Source organism: Marivita cryptomonadis (genome assembly GCF_002115725.1).
In the GTDB taxonomy this organism is placed as follows: Bacteria; Pseudomonadota; Alphaproteobacteria; order Rhodobacterales; family Rhodobacteraceae; genus Marivita; species Marivita cryptomonadis.
The window spans coordinates 57,531-83,284 of sequence record NZ_JFKD01000009.1 but is presented as its reverse complement, the minus strand read 5'-3'; the positions used below and the strand labels follow the sequence as shown (position 1 = coordinate 83,284).

Annotated in this window: 22 protein-coding genes; 16 read left to right on the top strand and 6 right to left on the bottom strand. The window is 59.9% G+C overall.

Features of this window, described 5'->3' with window-relative positions:
- Positions 1-136: 136 nt before the first annotated feature.
- The 6 genes from dusB (at position 137) to MCRY_RS11605 (ending at position 8,535) form a co-directional block, all read left to right on the top strand.
- Positions 137-1,078: a tRNA dihydrouridine synthase DusB gene (dusB, locus tag MCRY_RS11630; RefSeq protein WP_238939510.1), complete on the top strand. Its 942-nt coding sequence runs from the start codon at positions 137-139 to the stop codon at positions 1,076-1,078.
- Positions 1,075-2,184 (top strand): two-component system sensor histidine kinase NtrB, encoded by a 1,110-nt coding sequence (locus MCRY_RS11625; RefSeq protein ID WP_085630015.1) that lies wholly within the window; start codon positions 1,075-1,077, stop codon positions 2,182-2,184. Before dusB ends, MCRY_RS11625 begins: the two co-directional genes overlap by 4 nt.
- Complete coding sequence (locus MCRY_RS11620; RefSeq protein ID WP_085630013.1) at positions 2,184-3,554, top strand: response regulator; 1,371 nt, start codon at positions 2,184-2,186, stop codon at positions 3,552-3,554. The genes MCRY_RS11625 and MCRY_RS11620 overlap by 1 nt, the downstream gene beginning before the upstream one ends.
- A gap of 144 nt (positions 3,555-3,698) precedes the next feature.
- A complete protein-coding gene (locus tag MCRY_RS11615) occupies positions 3,699-5,951 on the top strand; it encodes a sensor histidine kinase NtrY-like (RefSeq protein ID WP_238939509.1) in 2,253 nt (750 codons plus the stop codon).
- Between the two features lie 25 nt (positions 5,952-5,976).
- Entirely contained in the window at positions 5,977-7,392 is a 1,416-nt protein-coding gene (gene ntrX, locus MCRY_RS11610; RefSeq protein WP_085630011.1) for a nitrogen assimilation response regulator NtrX, read from the top strand.
- A 42-nt stretch (positions 7,393-7,434) separates the two neighbouring features.
- A complete protein-coding gene (locus MCRY_RS11605; protein WP_085630009.1) occupies positions 7,435-8,535 on the top strand; it encodes a formylglycine-generating enzyme family protein in 1,101 nt (366 codons plus the stop codon).
- A gap of 164 nt (positions 8,536-8,699) precedes the next feature.
- Here the strand turns inward: MCRY_RS11605 and MCRY_RS11600 are convergent, their stop codons facing one another.
- Together MCRY_RS11600 and MCRY_RS11595 are read right to left on the bottom strand one after the other, a co-directional pair.
- Positions 8,700-10,208 (bottom strand): hypothetical protein, encoded by a 1,509-nt coding sequence (locus MCRY_RS11600; RefSeq protein ID WP_085630007.1) that lies wholly within the window; start codon positions 10,206-10,208, stop codon positions 8,700-8,702.
- Positions 10,209-10,345: 137 nt separating this feature from the next.
- A complete protein-coding gene (locus MCRY_RS11595; protein ID WP_085630005.1) occupies positions 10,346-10,660 on the bottom strand; it encodes a hypothetical protein in 315 nt (104 codons plus the stop codon).
- Between the two features lie 150 nt (positions 10,661-10,810).
- Between MCRY_RS11595 and MCRY_RS11590 the strand changes: the two genes are divergently transcribed.
- The 6 genes from MCRY_RS11590 to hflX all read left to right on the top strand — a co-directional run bounded on the left by MCRY_RS11590 (position 10,811) and on the right by hflX (position 16,687).
- Complete coding sequence (locus MCRY_RS11590) at positions 10,811-11,080, top strand: hypothetical protein (RefSeq protein WP_085630003.1); 270 nt, start codon at positions 10,811-10,813, stop codon at positions 11,078-11,080.
- A 188-nt stretch (positions 11,081-11,268) separates the two neighbouring features.
- On the top strand, positions 11,269-11,988 hold the full coding sequence (locus MCRY_RS11585) for a Crp/Fnr family transcriptional regulator (protein ID WP_085630001.1): 720 nt from the start codon (positions 11,269-11,271) through the stop codon (positions 11,986-11,988).
- 170 nt (positions 11,989-12,158) lie between these two features.
- Positions 12,159-13,535, top strand: a complete 1,377-nt coding sequence (gene trkA, locus MCRY_RS11580; RefSeq protein ID WP_085629997.1) for a Trk system potassium transporter TrkA — start codon at positions 12,159-12,161, stop codon at positions 13,533-13,535.
- 4 nt (positions 13,536-13,539) lie between these two features.
- Complete coding sequence (locus MCRY_RS11575) at positions 13,540-15,054, top strand: potassium transporter TrkG (protein ID WP_085629995.1); 1,515 nt, start codon at positions 13,540-13,542, stop codon at positions 15,052-15,054.
- Between the two features lie 122 nt (positions 15,055-15,176).
- Positions 15,177-15,416 carry an RNA chaperone Hfq gene (gene hfq, locus MCRY_RS11570; protein WP_085629992.1) on the top strand — a complete coding sequence of 80 codons (240 nt, stop codon included), beginning with the start codon at positions 15,177-15,179 and terminating at the stop codon, positions 15,414-15,416.
- Positions 15,413-16,687, top strand: coding sequence for a GTPase HflX (hflX, locus tag MCRY_RS11565; RefSeq protein WP_238939491.1), 1,275 nt, complete (start codon positions 15,413-15,415; stop codon positions 16,685-16,687). Before hfq ends, hflX begins: the two co-directional genes overlap by 4 nt.
- Positions 16,688-16,827: 140 nt before the next feature.
- On the opposite strand, the gene MCRY_RS11560 is transcribed toward hflX, so the two are convergent.
- The gene (locus tag MCRY_RS11560) at positions 16,828-19,293 is read right to left on the bottom strand and encodes a penicillin acylase family protein (protein ID WP_085630222.1); all 2,466 of its coding nucleotides are present in this window, start codon (positions 19,291-19,293) and stop codon (positions 16,828-16,830) included.
- 158 nt (positions 19,294-19,451) lie between these two features.
- Between MCRY_RS11560 and MCRY_RS11555 the strand changes: the two genes are divergently transcribed.
- On the top strand, positions 19,452-20,324 hold the full coding sequence (locus tag MCRY_RS11555; protein WP_085629990.1) for an NAD(P)-dependent oxidoreductase: 873 nt from the start codon (positions 19,452-19,454) through the stop codon (positions 20,322-20,324).
- A gap of 191 nt (positions 20,325-20,515) precedes the next feature.
- Positions 20,516-20,755: a hypothetical protein gene (locus MCRY_RS11550; protein WP_085630220.1), complete on the top strand. Its 240-nt coding sequence runs from the start codon at positions 20,516-20,518 to the stop codon at positions 20,753-20,755.
- A gap of 61 nt (positions 20,756-20,816) precedes the next feature.
- Here MCRY_RS11550 and MCRY_RS11545 read toward each other — a convergent pair whose 3' ends face one another.
- From MCRY_RS11545 to MCRY_RS11535, 3 genes are all read right to left on the bottom strand, one after another.
- On the bottom strand, positions 20,817-21,518 hold the full coding sequence (locus MCRY_RS11545; RefSeq protein WP_085629987.1) for a hypothetical protein: 702 nt from the start codon (positions 21,516-21,518) through the stop codon (positions 20,817-20,819).
- Between the two features lie 2 nt (positions 21,519-21,520).
- Positions 21,521-22,813, bottom strand: a complete 1,293-nt coding sequence (serS, locus tag MCRY_RS11540; protein ID WP_085629985.1) for a serine--tRNA ligase — start codon at positions 22,811-22,813, stop codon at positions 21,521-21,523.
- 72 nt (positions 22,814-22,885) lie between these two features.
- Positions 22,886-23,551: a trypsin-like serine peptidase gene (locus MCRY_RS11535; protein ID WP_085630218.1), complete on the bottom strand. Its 666-nt coding sequence runs from the start codon at positions 23,549-23,551 to the stop codon at positions 22,886-22,888.
- 213 nt (positions 23,552-23,764) lie between these two features.
- Here MCRY_RS11535 and yajC point away from each other — a divergent pair, with 213 nt between their 5' ends.
- Together yajC and secD are read left to right on the top strand one after the other, a co-directional pair.
- Complete coding sequence (gene yajC, locus MCRY_RS11530; protein WP_085629983.1) at positions 23,765-24,052, top strand: preprotein translocase subunit YajC; 288 nt, start codon at positions 23,765-23,767, stop codon at positions 24,050-24,052.
- Between the two features lie 39 nt (positions 24,053-24,091).
- Positions 24,092-25,753: a protein translocase subunit SecD gene (gene secD, locus MCRY_RS11525; RefSeq protein WP_085629981.1), complete on the top strand. Its 1,662-nt coding sequence runs from the start codon at positions 24,092-24,094 to the stop codon at positions 25,751-25,753.
- Position 25,754 lies beyond the last annotated feature (1 nt).

Sequence of the window (25,754 nt, the reverse complement as noted above, 5' to 3'; positions counted from 1 at the left end):
CATATGCGTTTTGTCGGTCTGTTTTTCAGGCTATTATCATTGAATGGGATGCGACCACAGCGTAGCTCAAACTCATCAATCAAGGATTGCAACGGTGACTCCGTCTGTTCCACTAGACCTGATTTCTCCCCCAGTGATGCTGGCCCCACTCGCCGGTATCACCGATCTGCCGTTTCGCACTTTGGTGTCGGGCTTTGGTGCGGGCCGTGTGGTGTCTGAAATGATCGCCAGCGGCGAATTCCTGACCGCGCGTCCCGGATCGCGCGAAAAGGCGGAATTGGGGGCAGGGATCGCCAACACCTCTGTCCAGCTGGCAGGCCGCACTCCCGAGGCGATGGCCGAGGCGGCGCGCATGGTCGAAGGCATGGGTGCGCAGGTCATCGACATTAATATGGGGTGCCCGGCGAAAAAGGTCGTGGGCGGGTATTCCGGATCAGCGCTGCTGCGCGATCTCGACCACGCCTGTCGCCTGATCGACGCTGTGGTGGGCGCGGTCAGCGTGCCTGTCACACTCAAGACCCGGTTGGGATGGGATGACGCGTCGCACAACGCTGCTGAACTGGCGCAGCGCGCCGAATCCCTTGGCATCGCGATGATCGTCATTCACGGGCGCACCCGCTGCCAATTCTACAAAGGCCGCGCCGACTGGAGCGCCATTTGCCAGATCAAGGATGCGGTGTCGATCCCGGTCATCGCCAATGGCGATATCGTGGACACAGCTACTGCCCGAACAGCGCTTGCGCAAAGCGGAGCCGACGGGGTGATGGTCGGGCGCGGCGCACAAGGGCGGCCTTGGGTGCTGGCACAGATCGCTGCGGACATCTACGGCACGCCGAAGCCCGACATCCCCAAAGGCCACAAGCTGGTGGATATGATCGCGGCGCATTACGAGGCGATGCTCGACTTCTATGGCTCGGATCTTGGGAACCGCGTCGCGCGTAAACATCTGGGGTGGTACATGGATGGGGCCGGAACCGTGCCCGCCCTGCGCAAGTTTATTCTGACAGCCAAAAATTCGCAGGATGTTCTGTCAGCGTTGCCCAACGCGCTTTTGACCGATGTGAGGCAAGCCGCATGACCGATCACGAAACCGGTGAAGAGGCTGTGGTCGATGAACGGCTTATCTGGTCGTCGCTGCCTGTACCCGCCATCATCATCGACGGCGATGAAAACATCTTTGACATGAATCCTGCAGCCGAAGGGTTCATGAACAATTCGGCCAAATGGCTGCGCGGCCAACCGATCTGGGACCGTTTGACCGTTGATGCTCCGATGGAGAACAGCCTTGTCCGCGCCCGCGCGAACGGCACGCCGTTGTTCGTCAATGACGTGGATGTCGGCACGGGAAACCGCCCGCCGCTGGTCTGCAACCTGCAATTCGCGCCGGTTCAAGGCATGGAAGGGTGCATGATCCTGCTGATCAGTCCGCGCGAACTGGCGGGCCGCGTAAACCAGAGCCAGTCCGTCAAATCCGCGGCCAAGTCCGCCATCGGCATGGCGGAAATGCTGGCCCATGAAATCAAGAACCCGCTTGCTGGTATCACCGGGGCTGCGCAGCTTCTGAGCATGAACCTCAGCAATGGTGATCTTGAACTGACTGACCTGATCGTGGCCGAAACCCGCCGTATCGTGAAGCTGCTGGAACAGGTCGAGCAATTCGGCAACCTCTCGGCGCCAGAACGCAAGCCGGTGAACCTGCACGATGTGCTGGACCGGGCGCGCCGCTCTGCGTTGCTGGGCTTTGGCGCGCATATGAAGATCATCGAGGATTACGACCCCTCGCTGCCGCTGGCGTTGGGGGATTCAGACCAGTTGCTTCAGGTGGTTCTTAACCTGATCAAAAACGCGTCCGAGGCGGCCGATCCCAAAAATGGCGGCACCATTCGCCTGCACACTTATTATGAACACAGCTACAGCCTGCGCCGCGCCGATGGCACCGGCCAATCGCTGCCCTTGCAGGTCGAAGTCATCGACGACGGCCCCGGCTTGCCGCCCGAGATCAGGGGCGACGTGTTCGACCCCTTCGTGTCGGGGCGTGAAAACGGCACCGGCCTTGGCCTCGCTTTGGTGAGCAAGATCATCTCGGATCACGATGGATGGGTCGCTGTCGATAGTGTTCCCGGAAAAACCCGCTTTCGCATTTCGCTGCCGCAGGCACCGCGAAAACAAAAGGAGTCTAACTGATGGATGGTACGGTACTTGTCGCGGATGATGATCGCACGATCCGCACGGTTCTGACACAGGCGCTGACACGAGCCGGGTGTAAGGTGCACGCAACCTCGTCGCTGACCACGCTGATGCGCTGGGTCGCCGAAGGCAAAGGCGACGTGGTGATCTCGGACGTGATCATGCCGGATGGCAACGGGCTCGAGATGCTGCCCAAGATCAGCCAGGACCGCCCAGATCTTCCGGTGATCGTGATTTCGGCGCAGAACACGATTATGACCGCCATTCAGGCCGCCGAGGCCGAGGCCTACGACTACCTGCCCAAACCCTTCGATCTGCCGGATCTGATGAAACGCACGGCCAAGGCGCTCGATTCTCGCAGCCGCGTGGCACGTCCAGCGCCCGACCGGGTGATCGACGATGCGCCTGATGACCTGCCGCTGATCGGCAAGACACCGGCGATGCAAGCGCTGTACCGTCTGGTCGCCAAGGTGATGAACACCGATCTGCCGGTTCTCATCTGCGGCGAATCCGGGACTGGGAAATCCCTGATCGCCCGCGCGCTGCACGACTTTTCCGACCGCCGGTCGTTGCCCTTCGTCACCGTCAACGGCAGCGATCTGTCCGACATCGAAGGCCCGGCCCGTATTCTGGCCCGCGTACGCGGCGGCACGCTTTTGATCGACGAACTGGCCGACGTACCGGACGAGGTGCAGGCCCGCATCGTGCGCATGATGGACGGCCCCGGCGATAACGTGCCGCGCTTCATCGCCACCAGCCAGACCGACCCCGGGCAGGGCATTTCCGACAGCGGCGTGCGCGAGGACCTGTATTACCGCATCAGCGGCGCCACCATTTCCGTGCCCTCCCTGCGGGAGCGGGTGGACGATATTGCACTTCTCAGTGAGCATTTTCTCGCCCGTGCCGAACGCGATGGCGGCGCCAAGCGGTGGCTGTCCGAGGATGCCGCTGATCTGTTCCGGGCCTATAGCTGGCCGGGCAATGTGCGGCAGCTTGAAAACGTGGTGCGCCGCCTCAGCCTGACGTCCCGCGCCGACGAGATCACCCGCGCTGAAGTGGAAAACGTTCTCGGCAACCAGCCCGAAACTGGGCCGGTCCTGCGGGGCGGCGACAGCGAGAAACTCAGCACTTCGGTTGCCCGCCACCTGCGCCGTTACTTCGATCTGCACGGCACGATGCTGCCACCGCCCGGCCTTTACCCGCGAATCCTGCGCGAGATCGAGGCGCCACTGATCGAAATCGCCCTAGAGGCAACAGGTGGAAATCAGGCCAAGTGTGCGGATTTACTCGGAATCAACCGCAATACGCTCAGAAAGAAGATCACCGACCTCGATATTCAGGTGACACGTCGCCGCAAATTGATGTAAAACTGCCACATAATAGTGTTCTGACGGTGACGCAGTTGGTCGGAAACACAACATATGGCGGTAGCCGGGCTGCGCGGCACATCTAGGCGGGGGTTGGCTGTGGCCACCTGGGCACGCTCTTGGAATTGGACCCGGCTCAGCCGGATGCGCCGTCAACGGCGCTATCAGAACGCCATGACCCTTGGTCTGGTGCTGCTTGGTCCTGTTTTGGCCGTCGCTACGATTCTCGTTCTGGGGCCGCTCGACACCGGGGCAGGCGCGCAGTTCAACCTGCGTTTGGTTTTGCTCGCGGACCTGATCTACGTGTTGCTGCTGGCGGCGCTTGTGCTCAGCCGTGTGGGCAACCTGATCGCCGCCCGCCGCGCCAAATCGGCAGGATCACGGCTGCATCTCCGGCTCACGGGTGCCTTCGCGCTGATGGCGCTGCTGCCGACGATCACCGTCGCTGTCTTTGCGGTGCTCACGATCAATATCGGGCTGGAGACTTGGTTCTCGGAACGGGTGCGCAACGTGGTCGGCGCGTCGCTGTCAGCTGCCGAGGCGTATGAGCAGGAACACCGCGACGGCCTGACCCAAGACGCCGAGGCGCTGGCGGCTTTCCTTGATGCCAACCGCCGGGCGACCTTCATCATGGATGATGGCGAATTGCGCCAAGCGCTCAGCCAAGGGCAGGCGCAAATCCAACGCGGTTTGCGCGAAGCCTATGTCATTGACGGAACAAGCGAAATTCGGGCGCGTGGCGAAGGATCGTACCTTTTTGATTTCGAACGTCCCGCTGCCGATGTGATTGCAGAGGCAAATGAAATCGGCTTTGCCCTCGTGCAGGACTGGGACAACAACGAACTGCGCGCCCTGATCCCGCTGCGCGCCTTCACTGACCGCTATCTCTACATCACGCGCGAGGTGGACGGGCAGATCCTCAACCTTCTGGACGACACGCAGGAAACCGCACGGTTTTACCAGCAACAGGAAAATGACCGGGGCCGCGTGCTGTTTGATTTCGCGCTTCTGTATCTGGGGTTTGCCTTCTTGCTGATCCTCGCCGCTGTCTGGCTTGGCCTGTGGTTCGCCGAACGGCTCAGCCGCCCCGTGGGACGTCTGACAGGTGCTGCGCAACGGGTCGGGGCGGGTGATCTTGATGTAAAAGTGCAGGAAGAGGACGGCGATGACGAAATCGCCATGTTGGGCCGGTACTTCAACCAAATGACGCGGCAACTCAAAGGCCAGCGCGAAACCCTGCTCGACAACACCCGCCAGATCGAACGGCGCCAGCGCTTGTTCGATTCCGTGCTGACATCGGTCACCTCGGGTGTGGTCGGGCTGGACGCCGATGGGCGCGTGACCTTTGTGAACAGGTCCGCTGAACGCCTTCTGGCGTGGCACGAGAACCAGCGCAGCGTGGAAATCACGATGGCTGTTCCGGAATTCGGCCCTCTGTTCGAACGGTTGCGCGAACAAGGTATCGAAACCGCACAAGAGGAAATCAAGGTCAGCCGCGAAAGCCGATTGGAAAACCTGTTGGTCCGCTTGTCCACACGTCGGCGCGAGGATGGCGGGCTTGAAGGGTATGTGGTTGCTTTTGACGACGTGACCGATCTGGTCAGCGCGCAACGGATGGCGGCTTGGGGGGACGTGGCCCGCCGGATTGCACATGAGATCAAGAACCCGCTGACCCCGATCCAGCTGTCCGCGGAACGCATCCGCCGCAAATTCCGCCGCCAATTGGGCGAAGAGGATGCGCAAAGCCTTGAGCAGCTTACCGAAGTTATTGTTCGCCAAACCAACGACTTGCGACGCATTGTTGATGAGTTTTCGAAGTTCGCCCGGATGCCCGAGCCAGAGCGCAAGCCCGAAGATATCGTCGACATCCTGCGCAGCGTGATCCTGCTGCAAGAGGCCGGACAGCCCAATGTCGGCTTCGTAACGGACCTGCCGACGCAAGGTATCCCGGCCGAAATCGACGCGACGATGATCGGACAGGCATTTACGAACTTGGTCAAGAACGCCGGAGAAGCGATTGAAAGCTATAATGAAACCGAGCCAGAGCAGCCTGTAGTGCCGCAGGTGCGGGTGTCGTGTATCGTGGACGAGGACATGGCGGTGGTTCGCATTTCCGACAACGGAATCGGCTTGCCCGAGGACCCGTCGCGACTGTTTGAGCCTTACGTGACAACGCGCGAAAAAGGCACTGGACTGGGCCTGCCGATCGTGAAGAAGATCATCGAAGAACATGGCGGCACGCTGACGCTTGAAAGGGCCGAAGCGTTTGACGACACCGGACGTCACGGAGCAATGGCTGTGATCCGGCTGCCGGTGCTGACTCTCTTGGAAACAGAGAGCGATATCAATGAGCTGGAGGCGGATGCGGCCCCAGCCGAGACAACTTTCAAGATGTGATAGTCAGAAAGACAAGGGTGAGGTTATGAGCGATATTCTGATTGTAGACGACGAACGCGACATCCGCGAATTGATCGGTGATATCCTTGAAGACGAAGGGTATACCACTCGACTTGCCGGTAACTCGTCCGAGGCAATGGCCGAAATCAATACCGAAGAACCGTCGCTTCTGATCCTCGATATCTGGCTCAAAGACAGCAAGATGGATGGGATCGACATCCTTAAGACCGTCAAGCGCGACAATCCCGACGTGCCGGTGGTGATCATTTCGGGCCACGGAAACATCGAGATCGCCGTCGCCGCGATCAAGCAGGGCGCGTATGATTTCATCGAAAAGCCGTTCAATATCGACCAGTTGCTGGTGGTCATCCGGCGCGCGATGGAAACCAGCCGGTTGCGCCGCGAGAACAACAAGCTCAAGCGCCGCGAGACTGATGTGGCGCAGATGGTCGGCGAATGCGGCGCCTATCGCGGGCTTTTGTCGAATCTCGACAAGGTGACGAAATCCAACGGCAGGGTGCTTTTGTCTGGTCCGGCAGGCAGCGGCAAGGAAGTCGCCGCGCGCTACATCCATGCCAATTCGAACCGCGCCGGTGCGCCTTTCGTGACGGTGAACTGTGCGGGCGTTGCGCCCGAGACCATGGAAGAGGTACTGTTCGGGCGCGAAACGCCCGAACGCGGGGTAGAGCCGGGTTTGCTCGAACAGGCGCATGGTGGGGTCGTCTATTTTGACGAAGTGGCCGATATGCCCATTGGCACGCAATCCAAGATCCTGCGCGTGCTGGTCGACCAGCAATTCCAGCGCGTCGGTGGGGCCGATAAGGTGCGGGTGGACCTGCGGGTGATCTCCTCGACCAACCGCGACCTTCAGGCGGAGATCGCGGCGGGCACCTTCCGCGAGGAACTGTATCACCGTTTGAATGTCGTGCCGATCTCGGTGCCAAGCCTTGAGGACCGGCGTGAGGACATTCCGATGCTGGCAGTACATTTCATCGACCTTTTCAACCAGACACAGGGCCTGCCCAAGCGCGGTCTGAGCCCGGATGCGGTGGCGCTGTTGCAGACGATGATCTGGCCGGGCAACGTACGTCAGCTCAAGAACCTGATCGAACGCGTGCTGATCCTTGGCGACGGCACCGGCGACATCGCGGCGCGGGAATTGCCGCAGGACACCGCGCAGGCCGAGGACGAAGAGGGCCGGGTCGTGCTGTCCGGCACGCTGGCCACGATGCCGCTTCGAGAGGCGCGCGAGGCGTTCGAGCGCGAATACCTGCTCACCCAGATCAACCGCTTTGGCGGCAATATCAGCCGCACCGCCAGCTTTGTGGGCATGGAACGCAGCGCGTTGCACCGCAAGCTGAAGTCGCTCGGTGTGGTCACGGGTTCCAAATCCGGTGGCCGGGTGGCCTATCTCGAGGACGAGGTGGAAGAGGCGTCTTAAGGGATTACCTTTTCGGATGTCGGAACGAAACGGGTCATCAAGATGCGACATCTGATTATGGCATCCGTCGTGGCTCTGATGACGACCGTCGGGATGGCGGCGGCGCAGGGCACGCGGGAGATCGACCGCTCGGGGGTAGACCGGGCGGCATGGGAATTTGCGCAAGAGCTGAACACGGCGGATGCGTTTCAGGCCTATCTCGAGGCGTTTCCCCGAGGCGTGTTTCGCGACGAAGCGCAGGCGCAGTTGTTTGCGCTTCGGCCAGATCTGAAGCCCGCGCCGGAACCTGAACCGGAACGACCGCGCACATCGCTAGTGCTGGTGAACCCACTGCAGGAGACCTGTACGGTCTGTCCGCGCGTGGTGCGGGTTCCCGGTGGGGATACTGCGCTGGGGTCGGATCAAGGCGGGGCCGAGGGGCCGCGCACGAACCAGACCATCGCGGCGTTCGAGATTGCGGCGGCAGAAATCACCGTGGGCGACATGCGCGCGTTCGAGGCGTCGACGGGGACACGCACGGGGCGGTCGTGTTTTGTCTGGACAGCCGAAGGGCGGCTGCGGTCGCGCGACGGGGCCTATTGGGGGGCGCCGGGGTTTGACGTGACCGACGATCATCCGGCGGCCTGCATCAATTGGGATGAGGCGATGGGCTATATCGATTGGCTCAACACGCAAGACGCGCGCGGCGGGTGGCGGCTCGCGTCGGAGGCAGAGTTCGAATACGCCGCGAGGGGAACTCTGGATCAGCAGTACCCGTGGCCCGGCGGGCTGAGTGCGATCTGCGAACGGGTGAACGGGGCCGGGGCCGAGAGCCGGTTCCGGCACCGCAACAACGCTTGCGACGACGGGACCGAGGCGCCTGTACCTGCGGGGGTGTTCCCGGTGAACCCGTACGGGCTGTCGCATATGATCGGCAACCTGTGGGAATGGACGGCGGATTGCTGGAACGGATCGCATCGCGGGGCCACGGCAGACGGGGCGGCGCGGACGGGTGGCACGTGCAGCAGCCGGGTGCTGCGGGGCGGGTCATGGGACGATCCGCCCGAGAACCTGCGGGTGAGCTACCGGGTGGGCATCCCCAAGACCCGCCGTCAGGCCAATGTCGGCTTCCGTGTGGCGCGGGATCAGGCTCCGGGCGGATAGGTCCGTTTTGGCCCTATTGTTTCGCGCGCGAAACATTGGGTCCGGAATGGACCTATTAAGGGTTTGGTAAGGTTGGGGAAGGGTATTAAGAAATATCGTTGTTGTATGATGGTTTAATTCGGCTGCGTTTGTATGAGTCGATGGACTGCAGGAAAAGACCACTGTTATTTACGAGGATCCATGACTTCAAGCATCCTGCCGTTAACAGCTGCTGCTGCAGTTTGACTGTTATAACGGACTGCGATTTTGTGATTTGAATTGATGGGTAGGTGATTCAAATCTGCTCGAAATGATTTTCTCCCAATTGTAGTAGTGATGATGTCGGCTCTGAAGCAGTTTTCGTAGGACTGCCAAAGTCGAATTTGCTCTTTCCCATGCCGCTCGCGAACATAAATGAGATTCCTTCCTAGTTGTTGATTGAGTTGTCTTTCTAGAGAAAACTCCAGAAAGACAGTACCTTCTGAACCATTTATGCTTGGAGCATATTGTTGTGTAGGTGATCCTAAAATTTTGAAGTCTTTAGGTAAATCAACTAGAGGATACTTGTTTGGTATTGTTACATCGTATTCTTGAATTGGGTTTTCTCCATTCACACAAAATCTATCAATTGTTCTGCCATACAAAACTAAGGCGTTTATATTTTTGTACCTTGGAAGTGCGTCGAATACTTTATCGAAAATAGGGTCAATTGTATCAAGAATATGCTCGCCATCTTCAAACGGAACTTCAATGTACAAAACGCCCGGGAAGCCGTTGGGTATTTGGGTATTTGCGTACTTTATGTGTTTTAAGATGCGCTTTAGTAAGTCGGTTTGAACGTGCGGAGTGCCGGAAAAGGCACATGGATTTCGATATTTTGGCGTTCCGTCAGGATTGACTGTGAATTCCCCTTCCAGCCAGCCATACTCTTTCTTTTCTAGGTTTAGTGTGCCATTAGTCCATATGTCAGGTTCAGAAATCTTTTCGCAATAAAGCTCGATTCCATTTTTTACAGTTACTTTTCTTTTAAGAGTGTCGCGCTCTATCATTCTTGACAGTTTATCTATGGTTTCATTTATATCTTTTCCGCTAATTTCACGGGTGGCGAGCAGTGAAACATTCCAACACTTCTTCTCGCGCACTAATTTTCGAACTACGAGATTTCCAATCTGACTCCAAATTTTTCTTTCTCGCACCTTTTGGCTCTCAAGGCTCTTGCATTCAATAAATGTGGTGCCATAAGTAGTATTTATTGCAAAGTCTGGCGTTTTGCGATTGTAGCTGTCGCTTTCTGGTACTGTATTTATGTCAAAATGTGATTTGATGTATAGGGAGAAAATATTGGCCTCGAAAAGGCCGGAATAAAACTTATTCTGCTCTTCGATGGCTGAAATTATTCTATCTAATTTTGATTTTGGCTCAATATCAGTTAGACTTATTGCTGAGTGAATGAATAGAAGGCTTTCAGTTGAGAACTGAAATCTTTTTGATTTAATACTTCGCTCAGTCTCTTTTGGGATTCTTTTTCTCAAGTTTTCAAGCGGATGGGTTTGCTGCGTGAATAACTCATGCTGTGCGAGAGTTAAATTCCTCACGTCCTGAATTTCGCTTCCAGTTTCGGTAAATAATCGCGAATCGAACATTGAAAAAATTTGATCGCATACCGAAGAAATATTGTTGAGATCTATTTCCATAAGACTCTCTTATATTGGATGAGCTTTCTATTTCTCTGATCGACTTATTTATCCCCTGTTCTAGGGAGGCGTTGTCGCATTTTGTTGCCTCAGAGTGTATATGTGGACATGAGCATATTTAACAAGAGTATTCACGACTAAGCAATTTTCTGCACCAAGGAAATTAAAGCAACTGTTTTATTGAAAATTGCTTTGATCTTCTTCGGATGTGGCCGGGATAAATCGAGGGATTCGGCGGTTGGGTCGCCTCCGCGCGCGTCGGCGATGCGCGGCGGGTCGACGGTGTGCGGAGAAGCGGCAATTTGGTGGGGCCAGTGCTCCACTTTGAACTTCTTCGGATATGGCTGGGATAAATCAAGGGATTCGACGGTTGGATCGCCCCCGCGCGCGTCGGTGATACGCGGCGGGGTGGCTGTGTTCGGTTTGGTGAGGTGGGTGATGCGTGTGAACACGCTCTCTACGGGACGGTGACGCTCTGGCGATGAATTTTTTCCGTTCACCTGTGACCCTGTTCACATCCCGAGCCCTGCGTTTTTGGCAAGATACCCCCATGGCTCGATACCGGGGCCGCCAAAACACCTACCCACCGAAGGAAATTCATCATGACCTATTTTACATCTGCATTGACCGGGGTGGCCATGTTCTGTGCCGCGAGTGTGTCGGCCACAACCATCCAAGAGATGCCGACCCAATATTTCGACTCCGTCGCGGCCAAGCTGCTCATGGCCGGGTACAGAGACATTCACATGGTCGATCAAGAGAGATTCACGCTGGCCGCGTTTGACAGCGATGGCAGCGAAGTCTTGATCGTCGTGCATCCGACAAGCCGGCAAATCCTGCGTCAGAGCTTTGTTCACAGCAGCGACGAGTAAGTATTGATACTGCAAGTTATTCACCAAAAACAATTTTTGGCGATGCGGGTCACACCGCATCGCCACAGTCATTTGTGCGGGCTGCGGTTTTGGCCTGTGCCCGTCGGCGGGTCGTTGGGGTTTTTACGGTGGGCGTATTGGCCCTGCTGTGCAGCGTTGCCGGGATCGCTTGGCGGGTGGCGTTTCCCATGAGCGCGGTTCGGGATGAGCGCGAGGCGGCGCTGCGTACGTGCTACCTGTTTGCGGGCCTCACCCCGGAAAGCCTTGCACCGCTTGCCCGCGCCAGTTCGATCCGCGTCATCCCCCCGGGCACCGAGATTTTCGCAGCAGGCGACACGGCCGACGGTCTAAGGGTGGTGATTTCCGGGCAGGTGCGCCTGTGGATCGCGGACCGGGACGGGCGGGAGCTTACGCTGCATTTTGCCGAGGCGGGTGACTCGTTCGGAGAGATCGCGTTGCTTGACAGTTTGCCCAGGTCTGCGGCGGCCACGGCCTTGGAGACAACGCGCTGTCTGTTGCTTCCGGTGGCTGCGGTGGAGAACACGCTTGCCGCCGATCCGGCCGTCGCGCGGCACCTGATCCTGTCGCTGTGCACGATCCTGCGGCGCAATGTCGACACGATTGGCGGTTTCGCCTTTTCCGGTCTGGATGCGCGTCTGGCGCGGCGGCTTTTCGATCTGGCCCACAGCCATGCCGAGATCGAAGGCCCATCTGCGCGTTTCACGCGCCGGTTCTCGCAGACTGATCTGGCGCAGTTGCTGGGGGTGACGCGCGAGGCGATCAACAAAAAGCTTCGTGCGCTTGAGCATGATGGGCTTGTTCTGCGCGAGGGCGGGTCTTTGCGTCTTCCGGACTTGCCCGGTCTTGCGGCGCGCGCAGAGATCGAAAGGCGTATGGGGCTGGGGTGACGCAGTTTTGGTAAGGGCGTACGGCACGAAGGCTTTCTGCCGTTTCGTCTGGTTCTCCCGCCATGCGTGCCACCCGCTGCGTCACCCCGGTCCGCAATTGACCCCACCCCGGACCTCTGCCACACAAGAGACTGCGTTACAGCCAAGGGGCCCGACTGCGGGCGCGGGACATGAAAGTTATCATCTGCGGAGCAGGTCAGGTCGGCTGGCAAATCGCGCGGCACCTTTCAGGTGAGCGCAATGACGTAACGGTTGTGGACAACAACCCCGATCTGGTGCGCCGCGCGACGGATGCGCTGGATGTGCAGGGGATCGCGGGCTTTGCGTCTTATCCGGATGTGCTGGATCAGGCGGGGGCGCGGGACGCGGATATGATCATCGCGGCGACCCATTCGGACGAGGTCAACATGGTGACCTGTCAGGTGGCGCATTCGGTGTTCTCGATCCCGCGCAAGATCGCGCGGCTGCGGTCGAAATCCTATCTGACGGCAATTTATTCAGACCTGTATCGCCGCGATCACATGCCCATCGACGTGGTGATCAGCCCCGAGATGGAGGTCGCCGAGGCGGCGTTGCAGCGTCTGAACGCCCCGGCGGCCTTCGATACGGAAAAGTTTCTGGATGGTGATGCGGCGCTGATGGGTTTGACCATCGACGACGATTGTCCGATCGTGAACACGCCGCTCAAGCAGCTGACGGATCTGTTCTCGACGCTGCGGAGCATCGTGGTGGGCATTCGCCGCGAGGGCACGTTGTTTGCACCGGAATCAAACGACCAGATTTTTGCGGGCGATTCCTGTTACGTGATGTCTCACAACGAGGATGTGCGCCGTACGCTCGAGATTTTCGGCAAGACCCATCACAAACAAGAGCGGGTTGTGATCATCGGCGGTGGCAATGTCGGGCTGATGGTCGCGCGCGATCTGGAACAGCGGGCAGACCGGGTGCGGGTCAAGGTCATCGAACGCAACCGCAAGATCGCAGAACGGGCGGCCGAGGCGCTGGAGCGGACGATTGTTCTGAATGGCGACGGGTTGGATGTGACGCTTTTGGCCGAGGCCAATATCGAACGCGCGGATGCGGTATTGTGTGTGACCGATGACGACAAGACCAACATGCTGGCGGCGGTGCGCGCTAAATCCGAAGGCTGCCGGATGGCGATTGCGCTGATCAACGACCCGACCTTGGAGCCGTTGATGGAGCCGCTGGGGATCGACGCCTATATCAACCCGCGCTCGGTCACGGTGAGTTCGATCCTGCGCCATTTCCGACACGGTCGGGTGCGCGCGGTCTATTCCATTGGCGATGCCGAGGCCGAGGTGATCGAGGCAGAGGTCTTGTCGACCTCGCCGATGGCTGGACAAAAGCTGCGCGATATCGACTTCCCCGAAGGTGTGCTGGTCGGTGCGGTGCGGAAGGCCGGCAAGGTCAAGCGCCCGACCGGGTCGATGGTGATCGAGGAGGGGGATCAGGTGGTGCTCTTCACGCTGGCCAAGGACGTGCCGGAGGTCGAACGCCTGCTTCAGGTCTCGATCGACTTCTTCTGATCCGATGGCGCTGCTCTATCGCCTGCCGTTGCTATTGCTGCTGACCGGACTGGCGTCGGTGTCGATGATCGTCCCGGCGTCGGTGGCGCTTTGGGCTGAGGCGTATCAGGATGCGCGGTCCTTCTTTTATTCCGGGTTGGTGGGGCTCATCTTGTGCAGTCTGATCGGGTTTGCACTGGCCAACCGACCGCACAATCGCAATGCGATCCGTCAATTGATGGCTCTGTTGGGCAGTTTCCTGATCCTTCCCGCCGTAATGGCGGTGCCGTATTACGAATCGATCCAGACCACGAATTTCCTCAACGCCTATCTCGATATGGTGTCGAGCCTGTCGACCACGGGTTTGCCTTTGTTCGAGGCTCAACGCCTGTCGATGGCCGAACATCTTTGGCGGGCACAGGTGGCGTGGATGGGCGGTTTGCTGATGTGGGTGGCAGCTGCGGCCATTCTTGCACCGTTGAACCTTGGCGGGTTCGAAGTGACGTCCCTGGGAGAGCCGGGGCAGGATGTTGTCGTGGGGGCTGCGCGGCGGGACACGTCCAACCCGGCCAGCCGGTTGGCCCGAAGCGCCGCAGTCTTGGTGCCGACCTATGCACTTCTGACGCTGGCACTGTGGGTGTTGCTGCTGGTGGCCGGGGACACGCCGTTCATTGCCCTGACCCATGCGATGAGCGTGATGTCGACATCGGGCATTTCACCTGTTGGCGGTCCAACAGGCGCCAGCAGTGGCCTTGCCGGGGAGGCCATCATGGCGGTTTTCCTGCTTTTTGCCCTGTCGCGGGTCACGTTCTCGCGCGACACCAGCACGGCACAGAAAGCCGGGTTGCTGTTCGACCCCGAGTTCCGGCTGGGGCTGGCCATCGTCTTGACCATTCCGACCGTGCTTGTGCTGCGCCATTTCGTGGCCGCGTTGGATATCGGCGACCAGAACAACGTGGTGGCGGCGTTGCGCGCCTTCTGGGGGGCGGCCTTTACTGTGCTGTCATTCCTGACGACCCATGGTCACGCCAGCGTGGACTGGGTCGACGCGCAGGCTTGGTCGGGGTTGGAGACGCCCGGGCTGATCCTGATGGGGCTTGCGCTGATCGGTGGCGGCGTTGCGACAACGGCTGGCGGGGTCAAGCTGATGCGGGTCTTCGCGCTGACCCTCAATGGCATGCGCGAGGTGGACCGGTTGGTGCACCCGTCCTCGGTTGGACGGGCAGGCCTTGTATCACGGCGCACTCGGCGCGAAGGCGCGTTCATCGCCTGGGTGTTTTTCATGATCTTCGCCATCACGTTGGCGGCCACCACCGTCGCGCTGGCCGCGTTCGGCATCCCTTTCGAGCAGTCATTGGTGCTTGCAGTGGCCAGCCTGTCGAACTGTGGCCCTCTGATCGAGGTGGTCGAGGCCGGACGGCTGACGTTGATTGAGCTTGGCCCCGGACCCAAAGTCATAGCGGCGATCGCGATGATCATGGGGCGTCTTGAAATGCTGGCACTTGTGGTGATTTTGACGCCAGATCTCTGGCGCGATTGAGCCTTGGCGGCACTCTTGCCGAAATTCCTTGTTTTTCCACTGGAATTTACGTGAGTGCCAAGACATAGTGACCTCAAATCACGACCGTCGGCGCGACAAAAGCAAGAATAAAGGCTAATTTTATGGCATCTGATAAGCAGAACCTTCAGGACGCGTTTCTCAATCACGTCCGCAAGACGAAGGTGCCGGTAACTGTTTTCTTGATCAACGGCGTCAAATTGCAGGGCGTGATCACTTGGTTCGACAACTTCTGTGTGCTCCTGCGCCGCGATGGCCAATCCCAGCTTGTCTACAAGCACGCCATTTCGACGATCATGCCGGCACAGCCGATCAATCTGTATGACGGCGAAGGCGACAATTGAAAGAACATAAGGCGCGTGTGACCCCGGCGTGGGTTCTGCATCCTGACATCACCAGCGACCGGTCCCGCCGGGCCGCTGGACCTGCTCTGGAAGAGGCTGTGGCACTTGCCGCTGCCTTGCCGGGGCTCGAGGTTCTGGGCAGCAGCGTCGTGCGTCTGCCCAAGCCACATCCGGGCGCCTTGTTCGGTTCAGGCAAGATCGAGGAACTCAAGACGCTGTTCAAGGAACAGGACGTCGAATTGGTGCTTGTGGATGGACCGGTGTCGCCGGTGCAGCAGCGGAACCTTGAAAAAGCGTGGGGCGTCAAACTGCTGGATCGCACGGGGCTGATCCTTGAGATTTTCAGCGACCGGGCGGCCACCCGCGAAGGCGTGCTGCAGGTCGAGATGGCTGCACTCAGCTACCAGCGTACGCGACTGGTGCGGGCCTGGACCCACCTGGAACGCCAGCGCGGTGGGCTGGGGTTCGTGGGTGGGCCGGGTGAAACCCAGATCGAGGCTGACCGTCGTGCGATTGACGACCAGTTGGTCAACCTGCGACGGCAACTGGACAAAGTGGTCAAAACCCGCAGCCTGCACCGCGCGGCGCGGGCCAAGGTGCCGTACCCGATCGTGGCCCTTGTTGGATATACCAACGCGGGCAAGTCCACGCTCTTCAACCGCCTGACAGGGGCCGAGGTGATGGCCAAGGACATGCTCTTTGCCACGCTCGATCCGACCATGCGCGCGGTCAAGCTGCCCAATGGGCCGGATGTGATCCTGTCCGACACGGTGGGCTTTATCAGTGATCTGCCAACGGAGCTGGTTGCGGCGTTCCGCGCCACACTAGAAGAGGTGCTGGCGGCCGACCTGATCCTGCATGTGCGTGACATCAGCCACAGTGCCACCGAGGAACAGGCACAGGATGTGCGCGATATCCTGAACTCGCTTGGAGTGACCGAAACCACGCCACTGCTTGAGGTCTGGAATAAGATCGACGCGATGGACGATGAAGTGCGCGAGGCCACGCAGGCGCGTGCCGAGCGCAGCGCCGATGTGTTTGCAACCTCTGCACTGACCGGCGATGGGCTTGATGCGCTGCTGGGGGCGGTCAACCGCATCCTCGAAGGCGACCGCCGCGAAGAGACCCTGCATCTGGGCTTCGACGAAGGCCGTAAGCGCGCCTGGCTTTTCGACAAGGCGCTGGTCGAAGACGAAATCCAGGACGAGACCGGCTATACGGTGCGCGTGCGCTGGTCCGCAAAGGACGCCCGTCAGTTCGAAACGCTCTAGCGTCGCATCATCTGGTTTCTTTGGGCCAAAAATACCTCGGGGGAGTCGCCTTCGGGCGACGGGGGCAGCGCCCCCACGGCGCGCGCAGCGCGCCTCTGTCGGCGGGCTTCAGGCCCGTCGAAACCATATGTCTGCACCAACTATTCCCGCACCAACCGCGTTGCCCCCACAGAAGCCGCGCGTGCAAGGTCCACATCCAGTGACATCGGGATGTATTCTCCGCGCCGCCAAAGCGTGCCCAGATCATCGTAGTGGCGCGACAGAAAGTGGCCCGACTGCCCCGTCGACAGGATAAAGACCGAACTGTCGGGATCGGCGAAGTCGTATACACCGCGATAGGCTGCGCCGTGCACGTTGAGGAACGGATTGGGTCCTTCGCCCGCACCGCGTCCACGCATCAGCGTGTGATCGCCGCCCGACGTGCTTTGGCGGATGTTGGTGAAGTACCGCAGGATCGGCACTTCGCCCAGAACCGGATGGTCATGGGTCGCCTGATGGGCATCGCCCCAGCGCAGGGATTCGAGCGACGTGCCCCAGTTCTCGGAAATCCAGACAAGCGCATCATCCAGCGCCAGACGGGCGATGTCGGTGCAGGTTTCGTCGATCGCTGATCGGATGACGTTGCACCACGCGCTGGCGCCGTCCACATCACGGTATACCCTTTCGATGAACAGCGGCTCCACACGGGTGAATTCGGATGCGAGTGGACCAAGGTCGTCGCGGATCAGCCGTTCCTGCAACGCCCGCAGCCAAGCCGAATAAAGCAGGGGTTCGGGCATATGCTCGTTCATCTCGCCATTCCAATTGGCCAAGAGGTCGAGCGCGCGCTGGCGCAGCCGCTCTGGCGTGCCGTCTGGGGCGGCTTCTCCGGTGAACCACAGGTCTGCGCCGATCAATGGCAGCAAGGCACGGGCGGTGACCGACACGGTGTCGAGCTGCGCTTCAATAAAACTGTCGCGGGTGTGCACTTCGCGGCCCTGCATCAGGCCTTGCCACCGCATCACCCGTTGGCTGTCGCCCCAATCAAAGCTGACATGGAGCGGGAAGGGGCGGTCGACGGTCTTGTTGTTGGTGTTGCCGACGATGCCGCCCGTGGGGTTCAGGAAAACCGGGTTGGAGTCGTCGGGAAACACGCCTTGCCAGCGGTTCTCGGAGCGCCAGCCCAGCGACGGAAGGCGGCCCTGGCTTTGATGCCCCGCGTCTCGTCGAGGCATGGCGCCGACCAGTTTCATCGCGATGCTGTCGCCGTCGATCACGGTGAGGTTTTGCGATGGCGCAACAAACGCCTTTGAGACCGCCAGCGCGTCTTCGACAGAGGTTGCATACATCAGCGCGATTGCGGCGGACATCGAGGTGTCCCGCGGGCTGAGAGCGGTCCAGCTGAGTGCCGTGACGTGATCCGGCGGCGTGATGGTCGCAAGATCGAACTGTGTTCCGGGAAGAACAGGGCCATTGTCGGTCCAACGCAGGGTCAGGGTGACCGGTTCGGAATCCTTGATCTCGATAATGGAACGGCGGGTCACGAAGTTCTTGAAGCCGTCGGGTGTGCGGTATTGCTCGCGGTTATCGGGGTTCAGTTCTTCAATGAAGAGATCCTGATCGTCGAGGTAGGACGAGGTGAGCCCCCATGCGATGGCATCAGACCGTCCGGCCATGACCGCGGGGATGCCGGGAATCGTGGCGCCGATCACGCCGCCCGAGGACAGTTGCAAACGCGCCAGATACCATGTTGCGGGCGCGGTGAACTGTAAATGCGGGTCGTTTGCCATCAGCGTCGATCCGGTGGCGGACCGGGTTTCATCGGCCGCCCATGCGTTCGACGCGCCTGCCAACCCCCGGGGTGCAACTGGCCAGAACAGTGGGTCGGGGCCGCCTTGGGCAAACTGCGTTTCGCCGGAGGTGCCGGGGACAAGTTGGGCGTATTCCGGCAGGGCGGCGACGCCGGCACCGGGGATATCGGGTAGGATGTCGGCGAGCCGGTTTTCATCGGGCAGAAGCAAAGAGGTGCGGGCGCGCAGCACTTCCTCGCGCAGATGGCTGGAGAGTTGCAGCGCCATCAACTTGACCAATGCCAATGAATCCGCCGGTTGCCACGGGGCGAGGGGTGCGTTGAAGACAAAAAACTCAGGCGCGCCCCGCCCAAGGCTGTCGCGGTTGATCTCACTGATCCGGGCGTTGACGCCAGCGGCATAGGATTCCAGCGCATCAAGGGTGCGGGCATCCTGCGCGGCTACCGATTGTACCGCGCGGGGATAAATGTCCAGCCGTCGCAGAAGTTTGTCGGTTTCGACAGTGCGCGTGCCAAACAGTTCGGACAGGCGCCCCTGAGCGGTGCGTCGCATCAAGGTCATTTGCCACAGACGGTCCTGAGCATGGGCGTATCCAAGCGCGAAGAACGCGTCCCGATCCGAGGTCGAAAAGATGTGCGGCACGCCAGAATTGTCGCGCAAGATCTCGACATCAGCGGTTAGCCCGGACACGGGAACGGTGTTGTCGTATTCCGGCAGTGACCGCGAGGCGAGGTAATACACGATCAGAACTCCGATCGTCGCCAGAACGAGAGAGGCCGTGGTCAGCCACACCAGAGTTCTGAAGATCAGCGCCACGCGTCGTTCACCTTTCAAACCGGGTTTTGCCCCCATCATTTGGGCCCAAAACGGATACTTGCGTTGCCCTAACGAACACGCAAGCCCTTGCCAAGGGGGCGGTGCAGCGTCAGGTAAAGGCAGCAGAAAATTACCACAGAAGATAGGGAGCACGCGGCATGGCGAAAGTGGCATTCTTGGGTTTGGGGGTCATGGGCTACCCGATGGCGGGACATCTGGTCAAAGCCGGGCACGAGGTGACTGTGTATAACCGCACGGCGGCTAAAGCCGAGGCATGGGCCAAGGAACATGGCGGTTCGCATGCGTCTACCCCGCGCGAGGCAGCGGCGGGCTGTGACTTCGTGATGTCCTGCGTCGGCAATGACGACGACCTGCGCAGCGTATGTCTTGGCGAGGATGGCGCGTTTGCGGGCATGGCCGAGGGCAGCATCTTTGTAGATCACACCACCGTGTCGGCCAAGGTCACGCGCGAGCTATACGAGGCGGGTGCGGCGCGCGGCATCGCCTTTGTCGATGCACCGATCTCGGGTGGGCAGGCTGGTGCCGAAAATGGCGTGCTGTCGGTGATGTGTGGTGGGGATGAGGCGGTGTACGCCAAGGCCGAACCTGTGATCGACGCCTATGCCCGCATCTGCCGCCGCATTGGCGAAAGCGGCGCGGGCCAGATGACCAAGATGTGCAACCAGATCGCAATTGCGGGGCTCGTGCAAGGTCTGAGCGAGGCGCTGCATTTCGCCGAGAAGGCGGGCCTTGATGGTCGCGCGGTGGTCGAGGTGATCAGTCAGGGCGCGGCCGGGTCTTGGCAGATGTCGAACCGCTACGAAACAATGATCGACGACAAGTTCAACCACGGTTTTGCGGTGGATTGGATGCGCAAGGATCTTGGCATCTGTCTGGACACAGCAGATGAGGTGGGCGCGTCCCTGCCGGTGACGGCACTGGTCGATCAGTTCTACAAGGATGTGCAAAAGCTGGGGGGCGGGCGTTGGGACACGTCGAGCCTGATCAAACGCCTGCGTGAAATGGGGTGATCCGCTTGGGTGGGTGCGGTGCCGCATCCACCCGTTTCCGTGGGCGGAAACGGTCACTGGCGATTAAGCGCCTATCCGAGATCACGGTTTTATTTCAGTATCTTGTGGCGCGAATTGGCGATGATATCTGACTCCACGACGACACTGAGTCGTTGTTTGCGGCACAGACCGCAATGGAGATCAAACCTATCATGAAGAACGCAATTGTAACCCTTGGAACCGTGGTCGCTCTGACAGCCGGTTTGGCGCACGCGCAGGTTGCTGTGGAAGATACGGATAGCAATGGCAGCTATTCGATGGAAGAACTGATGGTATCCTATCCCGACCTGACAGAAGACGTGTTCGCTGCGGTCGATGTGGATGGCGACGGTGCTGTCAGCGCCGATGAGCTGGCCGCTGCACAAGACGCGGAGATCCTCGTCGCCAATTGATTGGCAGATCGGACCTCATGTGGGGCTTCGGGAAACCGAAGCCCTTTTGTTTTGTGCGGGTCTATTCGGTGTCCGTCGCGCGCAGCGACAAGACTGCGATGATTCCGATCACGCAGAGTCCGAGGACAGCCACGTTCACCGGTCCCGTATTCGCCACGATCACACCGACCAGCGCCCAGATCACGGTGATGCCGTATTCGGGTGCGCGATGCAGGCGGTATTGCACGATCAGCGCAAGCGCCAGTCCCAGTGATAGCGCGACGATGGCGGCCCATGTCGCGCTCAGTATGCCATACCCGCCCAGCAGCAGTCCGATGGACACAGACGAGGCCGCAGTCAGCCAACCGGCGTAGATCGCAACCGGGGCCTGCTGAAACCAGCGGTCGGTGTCACCGACCCGGAACAGGCTAAACAGGGCGGTTCCCAACATGGCAAGGATCAGAACGGTTGCCGCCAGAGGCGACAGATTCGCCACGGGAAGCCAGGTGGCGCCGATGGCAAGGCTCAGCACCAGCGGCGGTCGCATCGCTGTCCAATCGGGATCGTCGCTGCGCTTGATCAGGCCGAAGCCTGCACCTCCGATCAGCCAAAGATAGATCAGACCCCAGATCGAAAACGCATAGCCCGCAGGCTGCACCGGCGGGTCGTTCTGCGGCACTGGGAATTGGTCAGGTTCGAACCCGTTGAACCCTTGGGTGAACAAGGGGGACGCGGCAAAAAGAAGTGCCGCGCCAAGAACCAAAGCTGCCCAAACCCGTATCATCACTATGCCATCGCCCCGTCTGCTGCGATCCGTGTCTTGCCGCCCAGCCATGGGTGCAGCGCTTCGGGCAGGGTGACCGAACCGTCGGCCTCTTGTCCGTTTTCCAGAACCGCGATCAGGCAGCGTCCAACGGCAAGGCCCGACCCGTTGAGCGTGTGCAGGTATTCCGGTTTTCCACCGCTTGCCGGTTTGAACCGGGCGTTCATCCGGCGGGCCTGGAAATCGCCACAGACCGAGACCGAACTGATTTCGCGGTAGGTGTTCTGACCAGGCAGCCAAACTTCGATGTCATGGGTGCGGCGCGCGCCAAAGCCCATGTCGCCGGTGCAAAGCACAACCGTGCGATAGGGCAGGCCGAGCTTTTCAAGGATGCCTTGGGCGCAGCCTGTCATGCGGTCCAGCTCGTCGCGGCTGTGATCGGGATGCGTGATCGACACCATTTCGACCTTTTCGAACTGGTGCTGGCGCAGCATGCCCGCGGTGTCGCGCCCGGCGCTGCCCGCCTCAGACCGGAAGCACTGTGTGTGGGCGACATAGCGGCGGGGAAGATAGTCTTCGTCCACCGTTTCGCCGTTGACGATGTTTGTCAGCGGCACCTCGGCGGTGGGCACCAACCACCAGCCATTGGTGGTCTGGTAGCTGTCTTCGCCGAATTTCGGCAGCTGACCCGTACCATACATCATGTCGTCGCGCACAAGGACCGGGGTCCATGTCTCGGTCAGGCCGTTCTCGGTGATGTGTGTGTCCAGCATGAATTGCGCCAAAGCCCGGTGTACCCGCGCCACGGCACCCGACATCACGACAAAGCGTGATCCAGAGAGTTTGGCGGCGGTTTCAAAGTCCAACCCGGTTTGAACACTCGCGATTTCGAAATGTTCCTTGGGCTGGAAATCAAATTGGCGCGGTGTGCCCCAACGGTGGACTTCGACATTGTCGGCTTCGTCCGCGCCATCGGGCACGTCTTCGAAGGGCAGATTTGGCAGACCTTCGAGCAGCTTGGTCAACTGGTCGTCCAATTCCTTCGCACGGCTCTGCATGTTGATAGTTTTGGATTTCTTTGCCGAAATCAGTTCTCGTAGACGGCTGAATTCTGCTTCATCGCCACCTGATTTAGCGAAACCAATTGCGGTGTTTGCGGTGTTTCTTTCGGCTTGCGCGGTTTCAGCCTCGAGGATAGCGGCGCGGCGGGCTTCGTCGATGCGCAGAACTTCGGACGAGACCGGCTCCAACCCACGGCGCGACAGGGCTGCGTCGAACGCAGCGGGGTTCTCGCGGATGGCTCGGATGTCATGCATGGGTCTTGTCCTTCTGACTCGCAACTATGATGGGCGGCGTTATGCACCGGAATGCGGGGCTTTGGTAGGGGGTCAGGGCCGGGGCACGCGCGACACAGGGACCGCCAATGCGCCGGTCTGTCCCATGGCGCTGATCACACCTGCGACTTCCCAGTGTGCGCCGACCCGCGCCAACACGGGGCCGCCGGAATTGCCTGGGGTCACTGGGCAGTCCAGACGCAACAATGCCGAGGTGATCTGCCCATCGCAGCCGAACGACGCGCCCAGCATATGCGGACGGCGCGTGGAATAGCCCAGGATGCCATAGGGCGCGCTGGTTTCGGTTGCGACAAGGGGCAGCGGGGTGATCTTGGACACCCGCTCCAGCGTGAGGATTGCCACATCGAACCGCACATCAAGCTGGCCTTCCGAATAGGCGCGAGGATGTATCCAGACCGCGCGCCCCGGTACGCTGTCCGCCGCCGTGCCACGCAACCAGCCCGCGACAAAGGTGAATTCATGCGGCAAGGGGCCAAGTCCATCGGTGCCAGCCACGCAATGTGCCGCCGTCAGCACCTTGTCCGGTGCTATCAATGTGCCCGTGCACATTTCGCGTGTGCGGTAGCCTGCAGCATTGACCCGCCCCACCGCTTGCCAAAGCGCATGATCCTGTGCGGGCAGCACCGGGAGACCCTGCGCTGCCAGCGCGTTGGACCAGAAAAGCAGGACAAGGGGTAAGATCGCTTTCATGTCATACATGTAAGGCGCAAAACCCGGACCGCTACAATGCGGTAGGACAAACGCTGCAGACAATTTCAGTGTGAAGGCCAGCGTCGGTTTGCGTCTGCGTGCACGCGGCGTCAAAGACAACCGAACCCGCCTTGCAAAGCCCGACCCGGCAACATAGGTTCCGCCCAAATTTATGGCCAGATATCGCGGGGGTGTGCCCCGCCATCTTCAAGGAGCACGCCCATGGAAGGCAACGCAATTGCCCAGTTCGTCCCGCTTATCCTGATCTTCGCGATCATGTATTTCCTGCTGATCCGTCCGCAGCAGAAAAAGATGAAAGAGCATCAGAAAATGGTCGAAGGCCTGCGTCGTGGTGATGTTGTCATCACTCAGGGTGGCCTGATCGGTAAGGTTGTGAAGGTCAAGGAAAACAACGAATTGGACGTTGAGATCGCCGAAGGCGTCAAGGTCCGCGTTGTGCAGAACACAGTCGCCACTGTGGTGTCCAAGACCGAACCCGCAAACACCTGATCCCCCACTGATTAACAGACCGCATCGGACCGTTCGCTCATGCTTCAGATCGACCTATGGAAGCGCCTCCTGATCTGGACCACCGTTGCGGTGGGGCTTGTTCTGGCGTTGCCCAACCTGTTTTATCCGCGTGTCGAGCAACACAATGACGCCGTCGCCGCGATCGAGTTGTCGGGTGAGTCCCCTGAACTTCTGACACAGGCCGAGAGCTGGCCGTCATTTCTGCCATCTGGTCTGGTGAACCTTGGACTTGATCTGCGGGGCGGCGCGCATCTTCTGGCAGAGGTTCAGGTGCAGGACGTCTACGCGGCTCGCCTCGAGGCGCTCTGGCCCGAGGTGCGCGATGTTCTGCGTCCCGAACGGGACACGGTGGGCACGATCCGGTTGCAGCCGTCAGCAGCAGGAGAGTTGCGCGTCCGTATCTCGCAGCCCGAGGGCATGACGCGGGCGCTTGAACTGGTGCGGGGATTGGCGCAGCCGGTGGTCTCGGTGACAGGGGCGCTCAGCAACGATCTGGAAGTGGTGTCAGATGGGGCCGACATCGTTGTGACTTTGTCGGAGGCCGAACAGATCGCCACTGACGAACGCACGATGCAGCAGAGCCTCGAAATCATCCGCCGCCGGATTGACGAGGTTGGTACACGCGAGCCGACAATTCAACGTCAGGGCAGCGACCGCATCCTGATCCAGGTGCCGGGCATCGGATCGGCGGCCGAGCTGAAGGAAATCATCGGCACAACGGCGCAATTGACGTTCCAGCCCGTGATCGGCCGCAGCGACGACGCCAATACCTCGCCGGGTGTGGGCAACGAACTGCTGCCGTCGCTGGATGAGACAGGCGTGTTCTATATCCTTGAACAAGCCCCTGTCGTAACCGGAGAAGAGCTTGTCGACGCTCAGCCTGCGTTCGACCAGAATGGGCGCCCGGCCGTGAATTTCCGGTTCAATCCCACGGGCGCACGCAAATTCGGTGATTACACAGCCGCCAATATCGGCAATCCCTTTGCCATCGTGCTGGACGAAGAGGTGATCAGCGCCCCGGTGATCCAGAGCCATATTCCCGGCGGGTCCGGGATCATCACGGGCAGTTTCTCGGTCGAGGAAAGCACACAGCTTGCCGTGCTGTTACGGGCAGGGGCGTTGCCTGCCGGGTTGGAGTTTCTCGAAGAGCGCACCATTGGCCCAGAGCTTGGGCAAGACAGCATCGACGCCGGGCGCATCGCCACCTTGGTTGCCTTTGGCGGAGTGCTGGTCTTCATGGCACTGAGCTATGGCCTTTTCGGGATTTTCGCGAATGTCGCGCTCATCATCAATATCGGCTTGATCTTTGGCCTGTTGAGCATGATCGGCGCAACACTGACCCTTCCCGGCATCGCGGGTATCGTGCTGACCGTCGGTATGGCGGTGGATGCGAACGTTCTGATTTTCGAGCGTATCCGGGAAGAGCTGAGAACAGCCAAAGGCCCGGCGCGCGCCATTGAACTGGGCTATGAAAAGGCGCTGTCGGCCATTCTGGACGCCAACATAACGACCTTCATCACGGCCGTGATCCTGTTTGTCATGGGCTCTGGCCCGGTGCGTGGTTTTGCGATCACGCTTGGGCTGGGCATCCTGACTTCGGTCTTCACTGCCATTTTTGTCACCCGGCTTCTGATCGTGATCTGGTTCGAACGCCGTCGCCCCAAGACGATCGAGGTCTGAT